Source organism: Niallia sp. 01092 (assembly GCF_052318935.1).
In the GTDB taxonomy this organism is placed as follows: Bacteria; Bacillota; Bacilli; order Bacillales; family Cytobacillaceae; genus Niallia.
This window is the reverse complement of the sequence record NZ_JBQRKO010000041.1, coordinates 1-13,820: the sequence shown is the minus strand read 5'-3', so window position 1 is coordinate 13,820 and position 13,820 is coordinate 1. Positions and strand designations below refer to the sequence as shown.

Genomic DNA, 13,820 nt, shown 5'->3' with positions numbered 1-13,820 from the left:
ACATCTAATTAATATTAGATGTTTTTTTGTATAAACAATAAAATAGATTAAGGAATAAAGAATAGTTTCATTTCCTTAATAAAAAAGGATGATTTAACTTGCTAACCAGTGTGGAAGCAGCGTTATAAATATTTTTCTAAAAATTTGTAAATTAAGTAAGGGCCTTTATTAACAGAAATAGATAAAAAGTTTTCAATAAAAGGATAATCATGATTGGGTGTAGTTTTTAATAATTCACTCCACCATTCTATTTCATAACGAGATATCATGCTTAAATTATATAAAATTAAATAATGACTAAGTATTTCTGGAAAGTGAAATTGCTCTTCCTTTGTTATGGAAATATAGTGATTGTTATCAGAAATATTATATTTAAATGGTTCAACAGACAGCAGAGGTTCCAAATATTCAATATTAATAAATCGTTTATTTTGTTCGAAATTTTTAATAGGAGTATGACTCTTTTTTTCTAAATAGTCCTTAAAACGGTTTATATTCATAAAGTAAGTATCTAATATTTGGACAGGAACCGAAATTGTAGTATTATTAAATACCACAGGCAAAAATAAATTTTGTCCGTTCATAATATGAAAAAGACCTGTTAATTCAGGAATTTGTTTCAGGAGATGTTCCATTTTTACTTTTTCTCCTTCTAAAGATTTTGTATCAAACATCTTTTCTGCCATGTAAGTAAATAAGCCATTTTTTTGGATTTTTACTTCATCTTGAAAAAAACGATATTGCTGCTTTTTCTTTTTTCTTGTTGAAACACCATGAGCAAGAACCGACGTAGAATTTGGATAGGCAGGATCAATTGTTAGAAGGCATGCCTTAATTAAATGAACAAAACCGTAAAAAAGTAAAAGTGGCTGAATAGATAAAGGGGAATTTACCCCTTGCTGGAAATATAATTTTCCTTGCTCCAAAAAGTAAATAAATGGATAGCAGTTTTGATAGCTTCTTTTTTCTATATCATGAATGTTATGTAATTTATAACATTTTTTTAGGAATAACTGGGAGTATTCTGCTGAAAAAAAGCAACTAAATGAATCCCAGCCTTTATATTGATGTAACATTCTATGTACCTCCTGAATTTTTTGAAAAATGGAACTTATTTATCTGACCTTGACAGTATTTTGTCCAATTGATAACCTACTAATAATATTTTTTAACTTTATGGAGGCGTTAAAATGTGGGAAAGTAAATTTGTTAAAGAAGGATTAACGTTTGATGATGTTTTATTAATACCAGCTAAATCGGAAGTACTACCACGTGATGTTAGTTTAAAGGTTCAATTAGCAGCAAATCTTAACTTAAACATTCCTCTTATTAGTGCTGGAATGGATACTGTTACAGAAGCAGATATGGCTATTGCTATTGCAAGACAAGGTGGATTAGGCATTATTCACAAAAATATGTCTATCGAACAACAGGCTGAACAAGTTGATAAAGTTAAACGTTCTGAAAGTGGAGTTATTTCGGATCCATTTTTCCTTACACCAGACCATCAAGTTTTTGATGCAGAACATTTGATGGGGAAATACCGCATTTCTGGTGTACCTATTGTTAATAATAATGATGAGCAAAAATTAGTAGGTATTTTAACAAATCGTGACCTTCGTTTCATTGAAGACTTTTCCATTAAAATCTCAGATGTTATGACAAAAGAGAATTTAGTAACGGCTCCAGTAGGAACGACACTAGAAGAAGCAGAAAGTATATTGCAGAAATATAAAATTGAAAAATTGCCTTTAATTGATAGTGAAGGAGTATTAAAAGGTTTAATTACTATTAAGGATATTGAAAAGGTAATTGAATTTCCACATTCGGCTAAAGATGCTCACGGAAGGCTATTAGTAGGTGCTGCAGTTGGTGTTACGAGCGATGCTATAAAAAGAGTAGAATTATTAGTTCAATCACATGTAGATGTAGTCGTTTTAGATACTGCTCATGGACATTCTCAAGGTGTGTTAGATGGAGTAAGAGAGATACGAAATGCTTTCCCTGATTTAACGATTATCGCAGGGAATGTAGCTACTGCAGAAGGAACTAAAGCTTTAATAGAAGCTGGAGCAGATATTGTGAAAGTGGGAATTGGACCTGGATCGATTTGTACAACAAGGGTTGTTGCAGGGGTTGGTGTACCACAAATAACTGCTGTATACGACTGTGCTACAGAAGCTAGAAAGCATGGGAAATCAATTATTGCTGATGGCGGAATTAAATATTCAGGTGATATCGTTAAAGCACTTGCTGCAGGAGGACATGCGGTAATGCTTGGCAGCTTGCTTGCAGGTGTTTCTGAAAGCCCAGGAGAAACAGAAATATTCCAAGGCCGTAGATTTAAAGTATATAGAGGAATGGGTTCTGTAGCAGCAATGGAAAAAGGCTCAAAGGACCGTTATTTCCAAGAAGATAATAAAAAGTTTGTACCAGAGGGAATTGAAGGTCGCCTGCCTTATAAAGGACCACTTTCTGATACTATTTATCAGCTTGTAGGTGGAATCCGTTCAGGTATGGGGTATTGTGGTACAAAAGACTTGTATGAGTTAAGAGAAAATGCTCAATTTGTAAAAATGACTGGAGCAGGTTTAAGAGAAAGTCATCCACATGATGTACAAATCACAAAAGAAGCACCAAATTACTCTATTTCTTAAGTAATTCTCTTTATCTTTAATAGACAGTGAACTTGTTCACTGTCTATTTTTTTTGATTTTTTTATGTTAAACTGGACAAGGGAAATTCTTAACAAAAAAATAAATTAATTTTAATAGATAATATAATTATAGTTTTGGAGGTAATATCATTGAATCAAATTAGAAAGTGGACGCTGTATTTCACGATGATGCTTCTTATGTTCGCAACATTATCTACAGGTCTACCACAGCAAGCAAAAGCAGCAGGAAAAGATGAATTGGGTCTTGAGTCAGAGGCAGCGATACTAGTAGATGCTGATACAGGAGAAATACTATACGAAAAAAATGCTGATAAGTTATTAGGCGTTGCTTCTATGTCTAAGATGATGACGGAATATATTGTTCTTGAAGCAGTGAAAAATGGCAAAATTAGCTGGGATCAGAAAGTAAAAATAAATCATTATGTACATCAATTATCTGGTGCTCCAGAACTCTCGAATGTTGGATTAACAGAAGGAGAAGAGTACACAGTAAAAGAATTATATCAAGCAATGGCCATCCATTCAGGGAATGCAGCGACGGTTGCGTTGGCTGAATTGATTGCTGGAACGGAAAAAAATTATATTACTGTAATGAATAAAAAAGCAGCAGAATTAGGGTTAAAAGATTATAAATTTGTTAACTCATCTGGTTTAAATAATGTTGACCTTCTAGGAAAATATCCAGCCGGCGACGAAACGAGCGAAAATGAAATGTCAGCAAAAGCTGTTGCAAAATTAGCATATCGTTTAGTAAATGATTATCCGGAAGTGTTGGAAACATCCAGTATGCCGAGTTTAAAATTCCGGGATGGAAGAGAATATAAAAACTTTAACTGGTTATTGCCTTCATTAATTTTTGAATATGAAGGGGTTGACGGGTTAAAAACTGGTTCGACTGACTATGCAGGCTATAATGTTACAGCAACAGCTAAAAGAGGAGATCAACGTTTTATCACGGTTGTAATGAAAGGGAAAACAAAAAATTCTCGTTTTTCTGAAACGATAAAAATATTGGATTACGGATTTAGCAATTTTGCTAAAGAAGAAATTCTTCCTAGCAACTATACGGTAAAAAATCATGAAACACTTAAAGTAGTAAAAGGAAAAGAAGATAAGGTAAAGATCAGCACAAATCAAGCGATAAATCTTGTAATAAAAAATGGTGAAAAAGAAAACTATCAACCAAAGCTTGTAATAGATGAAAAAAAATTAAATAGCAACGGTGAACTTACTGCTCCTGTAAAAAAAGGAGATAAAGTAGGTTATATTGTATTGCAAACAAAAGATGGAGAAAACATTCCGTTTTTAACAAATGATGGAAGCGAGAGCGTGTCAGTTGAAGTTATTGCTACTGAAAATATAGAAAAAGCAAATTGGTTTGTATTGGCAATGCGTGGAGTTGGAGGGTTTTTCTCTGACATTTGGAAAAGTGTATCCACTACCGTAAAAGGTTGGTTTTAAAATAACGATCTGTTAAACGATAATAAAAGAAGGTTTACTGTCTTGACATAAACCTTTTTTTATTGTTTATTTTCATTAGGGATAATAATATTTAAACTATGAAAAATTCCTTAATGTATTGAACATACTATTATTTAAAAATTGTAGGCGAATATAGGAGGCATTTAAATTGAAAACAGGTACTGACCGAGTTAAACGTGGAATGGCTGAAATGCAAAAAGGCGGCGTTATTATGGACGTTGTAAATGCAGAGCAGGCTAAGATTGCAGAAGAAGCAGGAGCAGTTGCTGTTATGGCTCTTGAAAGAGTGCCATCTGATATTCGTGCAGCTGGTGGAGTTGCTAGAATGGCAGATCCTACTATTGTGGAAGAAGTAATGAATGCAGTTACGATTCCAGTTATGGCGAAAGCGCGTATTGGGCATATTGTAGAAGCAAAAGTTTTAGAAGCAATGGGTGTTGATTATATTGACGAAAGTGAAGTATTAACACCTGCTGATGAAGAGTACCACCTAAACAAGAATGATTATACGGTTCCTTTTGTTTGCGGATGCCGTGATTTAGGAGAAGCTGCTAGACGTATTGGTGAAGGTGCTTCTATGCTTCGTACAAAAGGTGAGCCTGGAACTGGTAACATCGTAGAAGCTGTTCGTCATATTCGTAAAGTAAATGCACAAGTACGTAAAGTAGTGCATATGAATGAAGATGAGCTAATGACAGAAGCAAAACTTCTTGGAGCTCCATATGAATTACTATTAGAAATTAAAAAATTAGGACGCCTGCCTGTTGTAAACTTTGCAGCTGGTGGAGTTGCTACACCTGCAGATGCAGCCCTTATGATGCAATTAGGAGCGGACGGTGTATTTGTTGGTTCTGGTATCTTTAAATCAGACAACCCTGCAAAGTTTGCTAGAGCAATCGTAGAAGCAACAACACATTACCAAGATTATAAATTAATTGCTGAGATTTCGAAAAACTTAGGAACTGCTATGAAAGGGATTGAAATAGCAAGCCTTACTCCAGAAACTCGTATGCAAGAACGTGGATGGTAAGAAATTATGTCTAATGTGACAATTGGTGTTCTTGGGTTGCAAGGTGCTGTAAGAGAACATGTTCATGCAATAGAAGCAAATGGAGCAAACGCAGTAGTCGTAAAACACAAGGAACAATTAGAGGAAATTGATGGTTTAATTATTCCTGGTGGAGAAAGTACGACGATGCGTCGTTTAATTGATAAATATGATTTTATGGATTCTTTAAAGGAATTTGCAAAATCAGAAAAACCGATGTTTGGAACATGTGCTGGTTTGATTTTATTAGCGAAATCTATTGAAGGATATGATGAGCCGCATATAGGTGTGATGGATGTGCATGTTGCGCGTAATTCATTTGGCAGACAAAGGGAAAGCTTTGAAGCTGATTTAGATATAGCTGGTGTAGCAGATGATTTTACAGCAGTCTTTATTCGAGCACCACATATTATGTCAGCAGGAGAGAATGTTGAGATTCTTGCAAAGCATAATGAGAGAATTGTGGCAGCAAGAGAAGGTCAATTTCTTGGATGCTCTTTTCATCCAGAGTTAACAGAGGATCATCGATTAACTGGATACTTTATTAACATGGCGAAGGAAGCAAAAAATTAATTTGCATATTATGGTTGAAGTGTGTTAATAATTATAGTACGATGAAAAAAATTATATAGTATATCTACATTGATAGGAAATAGTAATAGGTGCAATATTCTAAAGAGAGCCGATGATTGGTGCGAATCGGTGAATAAAACCTGTGAATCCATCCTAGAGTAAAAGCATGGAACGCTGTATTAGCTAGTAATTGCTTTCGGCTAAAAACCGTTATTTTCTTTAAGGTGGAAAGTAGCATGCTTTCAACTAGGGTGGCAACGCGGGTAACTCTCGTCCCTTTATAGGGATGGGAGTTTTTTGTTTTTTTTGATATTAAAAAAAGAAGATAAATAGGAGGAAAGAATATGTTGGATATAAAATTTGTCCGTGCTAATTTTGAAATGGTAAAACAACAATTGCAGCACAGAGGAGAAGACTTATCTGAACTGGATAACTTTGAGGAATTAGACAAAAGACGAAGAGAATTAATCGTTGAAACAGAGCAGCTTAAAAGCAGAAGAAATGAAGTGTCACAGCAAGTTGCTGTATTAAAAAGAGAAAAAAAGGATGCTGATGCTCTTATTGTCGAGATGAGAGAAGTTGGCGAGAAGATTAAGGGGTTTGATGATGAGCTCCGAATTGTAGAAGAAAAACTACAAGCGATTATGTTGGGTATTCCAAATCTACCGCATGAAAGTGTACCAGTAGGAGATACTGAGGATGATAATGTTGAAGTTAGAAAATGGGGAGAAATCCGCCAATTTGCATTTGATCCTAAGCCGCATTGGGATGTTGCAACTGACTTAGATTTACTTGATTTTGAACGTGCAGCAAAAGTTACAGGCAGTCGTTTTGTGTTTTATAAAGGTTTAGGAGCAAGACTAGAGAGAGCCCTTTTTAACTTTATGCTGGATCTTCATACAGAAGAACATGGATACCAAGAGGTTATTCCACCATTTTTAGTAAATAGAGCAAGTTTAACGGGAACAGGACAGCTTCCTAAGTTTGAAGAGGATGCCTTTTTAATTGAAAAAGAAGATTACTTTTTAATCCCGACATCTGAGGTTCCTGTGACCAACTTGCACCGTGATGAAATATTAGATGGAGAACAGCTTCCGATTAAATATGCGGCTTTTAGTGCTAACTTCCGTTCTGAAGCAGGTTCAGCAGGTAGAGATACAAGAGGGTTAATCAGACAACATCAATTTAACAAAGTAGAATTAGTAAAGTTTGTGAAGCCAGAAGATTCTTATGAAGAATTAGAGACTTTAACAGCAAATGCAGAGAAAGTACTGCAGCTGTTAAAATTACCATATCGTGTATTAAGCATGTGTACAGGAGATTTAGGATTCACTGCTGCCAAAAAATATGATGTAGAAGTTTGGATTCCAAGCTATAATATGTACCGAGAAATTTCTTCTTGCAGTAATTTCGAAGCATTCCAAGCGAGACGAGCAAATATTCGTTTCCGTAGAGATCCTAAAGGCAAACCGGAACATGTTCATACATTAAATGGATCAGGATTGGCGATTGGCCGTACAGTTGCAGCCATTTTAGAAAACTACCAACAAGAAGATGGCAGTGTGATAATTCCAGAAGTACTTCGTCCTTACATGGGGAATAAAGAAGTAATTGCTGCGAAATAAGTACTGACAGCTATTTTTACTATAAAAGGAGGCTGATTCTCCTTTTATAGTAAAAAAATAAAAAATAGTGTTGACTTCTATTTTAAGAAGTGATATATTATATCTTGTCTGATGGAGGAATACCCAAGTCCGGCTGAAGGGATCGGTCTTGAAAACCGACAGGCGGGTCAAACCGCGCAGGGGTTCGAATCCCCTTTCCTCCTCCATGATTTTAATACAATTGCGCATAAATATTGGAGATATTGAGCTTACTGCATTTGCAGTAAGCTCTTTTGTATGAAAAAAGACTGTTTGGATTTTTATATGTATTGTGTTTGGTAGGACGAGTGTTTTAGGGGTACGCAGTTACAAAGCGAAATATTTTTAAATATTAAGGTCTTTTTGTAACTTGGAAATTATCGACGATCAATAACCAATTTTGCGGAAACGATAGTCCTAATTTCCAATAACTCATTCCTCGTAGATTCAATTCTTTAATTAAATTAAATTTGGCTTGAATAGATCTTGCATCCTCAAACCAAACTTCATGTAATTTATTGCTCGTGTCCGTGTATTTAAAGTAAGGAGCCTGTGCTTTTTGATCATAAAGAATCGGTACCTTATTTTCTCTGGCGAGTTGGATGGCTGCTTGTGGACTAAGTGCTCTGGCGATGCTGCCTTCTACAAAGGGAAGTGTCCAATCATATCCATATAAATTTTGGCCCATCATTATTTTGGAAGGTGGCATTTCCGTAATAGCATATTGTAATACGTCTCTAACTGGTCCAATTGGTGAAACAGCCATAGCCGGCCCCCCGCTGTAACCCCACTCATATGTCATAATGACAACAAAGTCGACAATTTCCCCGTGTGCTTTATAATCATGTGCTTCATACCACTTACCTTTTTGATCTGCGCTCGTTTTCGGAGCAAGCGCGGTTGATAATAACCATCCTTGTTCTGCAAAACGAGATTTTGCTTTTCTGAGAAAACTGTTATAGCTTTCTTTATCTGCTGGTCTTAAATATTCAAAATCAAAATGAATATCTTTAAATCCATATTTATTAGCGGTATTTACAATATTATTTAAAAATCTATTTTGGATGGCCTGATCATTTAAAAGGATTCGTCCTAATTCATCGCTAAACTGATCATTTTCTTGGTTTGTAATGACCATCATTAAAACATTATTATTCGCTTTTGCAATAGCGGGGAAGTTATTTAATAAAGGTTCTTTTAGTGAACCATCTCTTAGAGCCTGAAAGCTAAAAGGTGCTAAATAAGTTAAGTAGGGTGCTGCTTCACGTGCACTTGTTTCTAAAACTGGAGAGACGGATTCCCCTCTTGGTTCCACATATGCATTAAATTCTGCTGCCATTTTTGGTCTTTGTGGTATATATAATCGTAATCCAACCTGTAATGGTTGATTAATTGGTATTCTGTTAATGGAGGCTAACTCTTGATAAGTCAGTTGAAATTTTTGAGCAATGGACCAAAGACTATCGCCGGATTGCACCCAATAAAAACTTCCGATTATTGGTATTACCAATGCCTGGCCAACCACTAATTGATTGGCATTAGGAAGTTCATTTGCTTCCACAATGTCTGCAACCGTTGTCCCATAGGTTTGAGCAATGCCTGCTAACGTTTGATTACTTTGTACTACATGAATTTGCATTCTATTCCCTCCTACAGTTAAAAGCACTTAGTCCATTTTATGAAGGGAAAAGGGTAGACATGATAGTATTTTTTTCAATACCAGAATTGATGTTTCAAGTTAGATATCTTAGTCCTTGCTAGGTAAATGTTTTTGTAACTATTACAGGCAATTTGACATTATTTTTTCTAAATATGCCATCTGTAAGTTATAATGGTCGTTAATATATAGGTCTTTCTATAATTTGTGTAAAAGTAAATGATTTTAGTTAAATGAGAATACGTAAGGTGTGTGTTAGATGACATTAGAAAATGAACATTCTTTTTATATGCAGTTGGCAATCGAGGAAGCGAAAAAAGCTGCAGCTGTTAATGAGGTGCCTATTGGGGCTGTCATTGTACAAAACGGAGAAATACTTGCTGCTGCACATAATCTAAGAGAAACAGAGCAAACAGCGGTAGCGCATGCAGAATTATTAGCGATTGATAAAGCTTGTAAAAAATTAGGGACATGGAGATTAGAAGATGCCGTATTATATGTAACGCTTGAGCCTTGTGCCATGTGTTCTGGGGCAATTATCCTTTCAAGGGTTGCTAAAGTAGTATATGGAGCAAGCGATCCTAAAGGAGGATGTGCTGGGACATTTATGAATTTATTAGAAGATAGTAGGTTTAATCATCAAAGTGAAGTGGTGTCAGGTGTTTTAGCAGAAGAATGCGGACAATTGCTTTCTCTTTTTTTTAGAGAATTGCGCGCTCGTAAAAAAGAAGAGAAGCTGTGAAAAAACAATTACAATAATTAACAAATGATAACCGTTGCATTTTTGTTACTTTATCAGTATACTTATAAATGTGTCTTACAAACAAGACACCTTAATAATGGTATCAATTTTGTCGTGCTAAGCGGGGAGGTAGCGGTGCCCTGTACTCGCAATCCGCTCTAGCGAGGCTGAATTCCTTTCTGAGGCTAGTATCCTGTAGGGTCTGCCTTAAGCAAGTGGTGTTGACGTCCGGGTCCTGCGCAATGGGAATCCATGAACCATGTCAGGTCCGGAAGGAAGCAGCATTAAGTGGACACCCCCATGTGCCGCAGGGTTACCTGGACTGAGCTAACTACTTAAGTAACGCTTATGGGTGCTAGTCGAAGAAAGGTGCACGGCAGTTATATTTTACATAATAAACTCATCCTCGTTTAAAGGGTGGGTTTTTTTACATATTACATATATGTAAAAAAGAGAATAGATAAGCTATAATAATCATGGGAATAACGACAAGGGGGCGAATCGATGAATTACCAAGCATTATATAGAGTTTGGCGACCACAGCAGTTTATTGATGTTGTCGGTCAGGAACATATAACCAAAACGTTGCAAAATGCCCTTCTTCAACAAAAAATATCACATGCTTATCTTTTTTCGGGACCAAGAGGAACAGGGAAAACGAGTGCTGCGAAAATATTGGCAAAAGCAGTGAACTGCGAACGAGCTCCAATCGGAGAACCGTGCAATGAATGTACAGCTTGCAAAGGGATTACAGATGGTTCTATTCCAGATGTAATCGAAATAGATGCAGCATCTAATAATGGTGTAGAGGAAATACGGGATATTAGAGATAAAGTAAAGTACGCTCCAAGTTCTGTGCCGTATAAAGTTTATATAATAGACGAAGTGCATATGCTCTCAATAGGAGCTTTTAATGCATTGCTAAAAACTTTAGAGGAACCCCCAAAACATGTTATCTTTATATTAGCCACTACGGAGCCTCATAAAATTCCATTAACGATTATTTCGAGATGTCAGCGATTTGATTTCAGGAGAATTACCGCACAATCTATTGTAAATAGAATGAGTGTCATTGTACAAGAGTCAGGTATTTCTTGTGAAGAAAAAGCGCTGCAAATGATTGCAAGAGCGGCTGATGGAGGAATGCGTGATGCGCTTAGTTTATTAGACCAAGCGATTTCCTATAGTGAAGATTCCGTAACAGTTGATGATGCATTAACTGTTACTGGAGCAGTTTCTCAAGGTTTTTTAAATAAATTAGCCAAAGCAATTTTTGAAAATGATACGATTAATGGGTTACAATATTTAGAGGAACTATTGCTTGCAGGAAAAGATCCTGGCCGTTTTATTGAAGATTTTATTTTCTTTTATCGAGATATGCTGTTATATAAAACAGCGCCAAATCTGGAAGAGTCATTAGAAAGAGTGCTGTTGGATGATGAGTTTAAAGATTTAACAGAAGCATACGTACAGGAGCATATATATAAAATAATAAATCTGTTAAATAAAACACAGCAGGACATGCGTTGGACTAACCATCCAAGAATCTTTTTAGAAGTGGCAATCGTGAAATTATGTCAATTAGAAGGACCGCGTCATGCTAAAAGCGATGCATCCCTACCTGAGCTCCAGCGTTTAATGGCAAAAATTGATTCTCTTGAAGAAGAACTTGCAGCGTTAAAGCAACATGGAGTAAGTGTCAGAGCCGAGAGTGCAGCTCCTCAAAAGAAACCAAGAACCAATCGAAAAGGGTTTCAGGCACCTGCTGGAAAAATTAATGAGATACTTAAGGTGGCGACTAAACCTGAGCTGCAGCATATTAAAAGCAATTGGGGAGAAATGTTAAATAAACTGGTGCAAAATCAAATGCGGTCACAAGCTGCATTATTAAACGAAGCAGAGCCGGTAGCAGCTTCCGATGATTCGATTATCATTAAATTTAAATATGAAATTCACTGTCAAATGGCATTGGATAATGGTAAATTTATAGAGACCGTTACCAATTCTTTATATCAATTAATTGGGAAAAAATATAAAATAGTAGGTGTTCCAGAGGATCAGTGGCTGAAGATAAGGGAAGACTTCTTGAGCAGCTCCTACCATTCTCATTCATCTGAAGGGGATGCTTCGGAAACCGATAAAAAGGACCCGGTTGTAGAAGAAGCAATTAAATTATTTGGTGAAGAATTGTTAGAGGTAAAAGAGTAAGCATGATAGGAATCATTGTAACATATGTAATAGGAGAAAATATTTAGTTGATAATTATTTATAATGGAGGTAATAACAATGCGTGGAATGGGTAATATGCAAAACATGATGAAACAAATGCAAAAAATGCAAAAAAAAATGGCTGAGGCGCAAGAGGAGCTAGGAGAAAAAAAGATTGAAGGTACTGCTGGCGGTGGTATGGTAACGGTTGTTGTAACGGGCCATAAAGAAATAGTAGAAGTGACAATCAAGGAAGAAGTTGTAGATCCAGAAGATGTGGAAATGCTCCAAGATCTTGTACTTGCAGCTACAAATGATGCATTAAAAAAAGCAGATGAGCTTGCAAATTCAACGATGGGACAATTCACTAAAGGGATGAATCTTCCGGGAATGTTCTAGGAGGGAGATTATGCATTATCCTGAACCAATATCGAAGCTAATTGATAGCTTTATGAAATTGCCAGGTATCGGCCCTAAGACGGCTGCGCGACTGGCTTTTTTTGTATTGAATATGAAAGAAGATACCGTTTTAGATTTTGCAAAAGCATTAGTAAATGCAAAAAGAAATTTAACTTATTGTTCTGTTTGTGGTCATATAACAGATCAAGATCCTTGTTATATTTGTGAAGATAAAAGAAGAAACAGAAAAATCATCTGTGTCGTGCAAGATCCTAAAGATGTTATTGCGATGGAAAAGATGAAAGAATATGAAGGATTGTATCATGTATTGCACGGAGCAATTTCACCAATGGATGGAATAGGTCCGGAAGATATAAATGTTCCATCACTGATCAAAAGGCTGCAGGAAGAAGAGGTAGAAGAAGTGATTATGGCAACCAATCCTAATATTGAAGGAGAGGCAACTGCCATGTATATTTCGAGATTATTAAAACCTTCAGGTATTAAAGTAACAAGAATAGCACATGGATTACCAGTTGGTGGAGATCTGGAATATGCTGATGAAGTAACACTTTCAAAGGCGTTAGAAGGAAGAAGAGAAGTATAATATTGGGGGACTATTAGAGATGTTTTTTCGCCGAAAGGGAAAATTAAGAAAAGAATTCGATGAAAAATTATTAGTCCAGTTTAAACATTTAAAGCAGGATTGGTTAAACGAAAAGACATTGTTAGATAAAAGTTTTGATCCTTCTGATGAAGTATTATGTGCTGCAAGATTAACAGAAGCAAAATATTTTTTTCTTTTTAAAGAAGCGAAAGAAAGAAATGTTACGTTAAGGTAATTAGTTTAAAGATAAAATTTTTCAATTTCTAGCTTCAGCGTTGAATAAGTCGCTGAAGCTTTTCTTTATTCTCCTTAGTTCTACTAAATAGATATGCCACATATCTATTAGTACAAGTTATTTTAGGGAGGATGAGTTGATTTTGAGCCCTGTTATGATTATCTCTATTGTCGTTGGACTTGTTGTTTTGTTGCTTATTGCAGGAACACCTTTTAAACCATTGCGTTTTATTGGTCAAGGTATAATAAAACTAGTCATAGGAGCACTTTTTTTATTTTTCCTTAACGCTTTTGGGAATAAATATGGAATTCATATTCCTATTAATTTTGCTACTTCGACTGTGTCAGGTATATTAGGAATTCCTGGAGTAGCAGCCCTTGTAGCGATTCAAAAGTATATTTTGTAAAACAACTAATTTAATTTAGTTGTTTTTTTAATAATATTATTGACTTTAAAAGTATAAGGTGATAATATACTAAGAGTCGCAACAAGGTTGTGAAAAATAAATAAAAAAACATTTGACAATAGATGGTTTGAATGTTAATATTA

Annotated in this window: 13 protein-coding genes, 1 tRNA gene, 1 other RNA gene and 1 other annotated feature; of the genes, 13 read left to right on the top strand and 2 right to left on the bottom strand. The window is 35.6% G+C overall.

Annotated elements, in window-relative coordinates; genetic code table 11:
* Nucleotides 1-122 precede the first annotated feature (122 nt).
* A complete protein-coding gene (locus ACTXGU_RS21720) occupies nt 123-1,076 on the bottom strand; it encodes a YaaC family protein (protein WP_443483609.1) in 954 nt (317 codons plus the stop codon).
* A 114-nt stretch (nt 1,077-1,190) separates the two neighbouring features.
* Here ACTXGU_RS21720 and guaB point away from each other — a divergent pair, with 114 nt between their 5' ends.
* The 6 genes from guaB to ACTXGU_RS21690 all read left to right on the top strand — a co-directional run bounded on the left by guaB (nt 1,191) and on the right by ACTXGU_RS21690 (nt 7,611).
* Nucleotides 1,191-2,657, top strand: a complete 1,467-nt coding sequence (gene guaB, locus ACTXGU_RS21715; RefSeq protein WP_443483608.1) for an IMP dehydrogenase — start codon at nt 1,191-1,193, stop codon at nt 2,655-2,657.
* Between the two features lie 149 nt (nt 2,658-2,806).
* Nucleotides 2,807-4,138: a D-alanyl-D-alanine carboxypeptidase family protein gene (locus ACTXGU_RS21710; RefSeq protein ID WP_443483607.1), complete on the top strand. Its 1,332-nt coding sequence runs from the start codon at nt 2,807-2,809 to the stop codon at nt 4,136-4,138.
* A 169-nt stretch (nt 4,139-4,307) separates the two neighbouring features.
* A complete protein-coding gene (gene pdxS / locus ACTXGU_RS21705; protein WP_443483606.1) occupies nt 4,308-5,189 on the top strand; it encodes a pyridoxal 5'-phosphate synthase lyase subunit PdxS in 882 nt (293 codons plus the stop codon).
* Nucleotides 5,190-5,195: 6 nt separating this feature from the next.
* The gene (gene pdxT / locus ACTXGU_RS21700) at nt 5,196-5,780 is read left to right on the top strand and encodes a pyridoxal 5'-phosphate synthase glutaminase subunit PdxT (RefSeq protein ID WP_443483605.1); all 585 of its coding nucleotides are present in this window, start codon (nt 5,196-5,198) and stop codon (nt 5,778-5,780) included.
* A 60-nt stretch (nt 5,781-5,840) separates the two neighbouring features.
* Nucleotides 5,841-6,061 (top strand) — a binding site (T-box leader).
* Between the two features lie 63 nt (nt 6,062-6,124).
* Entirely contained in the window at nt 6,125-7,405 is a 1,281-nt protein-coding gene (serS, locus tag ACTXGU_RS21695; protein ID WP_443483604.1) for a serine--tRNA ligase, read from the top strand.
* A gap of 113 nt (nt 7,406-7,518) precedes the next feature.
* Nucleotides 7,519-7,611, top strand: a tRNA-Ser gene (locus tag ACTXGU_RS21690).
* A gap of 164 nt (nt 7,612-7,775) precedes the next feature.
* Here the strand turns inward: ACTXGU_RS21690 and ACTXGU_RS21685 are convergent.
* Entirely contained in the window at nt 7,776-9,062 is a 1,287-nt protein-coding gene (locus ACTXGU_RS21685) for a glycosyl hydrolase family 18 protein (protein WP_443483603.1), read from the bottom strand.
* Nucleotides 9,063-9,339: 277 nt separating this feature from the next.
* On the opposite strand from ACTXGU_RS21685, the gene tadA reads away from it, so the two are divergent.
* The 7 genes from tadA to ACTXGU_RS21650 all read left to right on the top strand — a co-directional run bounded on the left by tadA (nt 9,340) and on the right by ACTXGU_RS21650 (nt 13,677).
* Entirely contained in the window at nt 9,340-9,822 is a 483-nt protein-coding gene (gene tadA, locus ACTXGU_RS21680; RefSeq protein WP_443483602.1) for a tRNA adenosine(34) deaminase TadA, read from the top strand.
* Nucleotides 9,823-9,934: 112 nt separating this feature from the next.
* Nucleotides 9,935-10,199, top strand: an RNA gene (ffs, locus tag ACTXGU_RS21675) — signal recognition particle sRNA large type.
* A gap of 127 nt (nt 10,200-10,326) precedes the next feature.
* On the top strand, nt 10,327-12,030 hold the full coding sequence (dnaX, locus tag ACTXGU_RS21670; protein WP_443483601.1) for a DNA polymerase III subunit gamma/tau: 1,704 nt from the start codon (nt 10,327-10,329) through the stop codon (nt 12,028-12,030).
* 78 nt (nt 12,031-12,108) lie between these two features.
* Nucleotides 12,109-12,429 carry a YbaB/EbfC family nucleoid-associated protein gene (locus tag ACTXGU_RS21665; RefSeq protein WP_443483600.1) on the top strand — a complete coding sequence of 107 codons (321 nt, stop codon included), beginning with the start codon at nt 12,109-12,111 and terminating at the stop codon, nt 12,427-12,429.
* A 10-nt stretch (nt 12,430-12,439) separates the two neighbouring features.
* Entirely contained in the window at nt 12,440-13,036 is a 597-nt protein-coding gene (gene recR, locus ACTXGU_RS21660) for a recombination mediator RecR (protein ID WP_443483599.1), read from the top strand.
* Between the two features lie 19 nt (nt 13,037-13,055).
* Complete coding sequence (locus ACTXGU_RS21655; protein ID WP_443483598.1) at nt 13,056-13,271, top strand: YaaL family protein; 216 nt, start codon at nt 13,056-13,058, stop codon at nt 13,269-13,271.
* A gap of 154 nt (nt 13,272-13,425) precedes the next feature.
* Complete coding sequence (locus ACTXGU_RS21650) at nt 13,426-13,677, top strand: pro-sigmaK processing inhibitor BofA family protein (RefSeq protein ID WP_443483610.1); 252 nt, start codon at nt 13,426-13,428, stop codon at nt 13,675-13,677.
* The last annotated feature ends 143 nt before the right edge of the window (nt 13,678-13,820 follow it).

Coding starts and splice junctions, on each gene's coding strand:
- dnaX (WP_443483601.1), top strand. CDS start 10,327: ATGAATTACCAAGCATTATATAGAGTTTGGCGACCACAGCAGTTTATT.
- ACTXGU_RS21665 (WP_443483600.1), top strand. CDS start 12,109: ATGCGTGGAATGGGTAATATGCAAAACATGATGAAACAAATGCAAAAA.
- ACTXGU_RS21720 (WP_443483609.1), bottom strand. CDS start 1,076: ATGTTACATCAATATAAAGGCTGGGATTCATTTAGTTGCTTTTTTTCA.
- ACTXGU_RS21655 (WP_443483598.1), top strand. CDS start 13,056: ATGTTTTTTCGCCGAAAGGGAAAATTAAGAAAAGAATTCGATGAAAAA.
- ACTXGU_RS21685 (WP_443483603.1), bottom strand. CDS start 9,062: ATGCAAATTCATGTAGTACAAAGTAATCAAACGTTAGCAGGCATTGCT.
- pdxT (WP_443483605.1), top strand. CDS start 5,196: ATGTCTAATGTGACAATTGGTGTTCTTGGGTTGCAAGGTGCTGTAAGA.
- ACTXGU_RS21650 (WP_443483610.1), top strand. CDS start 13,426: ATGATTATCTCTATTGTCGTTGGACTTGTTGTTTTGTTGCTTATTGCA.
- tadA (WP_443483602.1), top strand. CDS start 9,340: ATGACATTAGAAAATGAACATTCTTTTTATATGCAGTTGGCAATCGAG.
- guaB (WP_443483608.1), top strand. CDS start 1,191: ATGTGGGAAAGTAAATTTGTTAAAGAAGGATTAACGTTTGATGATGTT.
- recR (WP_443483599.1), top strand. CDS start 12,440: ATGCATTATCCTGAACCAATATCGAAGCTAATTGATAGCTTTATGAAA.
- serS (WP_443483604.1), top strand. CDS start 6,125: ATGTTGGATATAAAATTTGTCCGTGCTAATTTTGAAATGGTAAAACAA.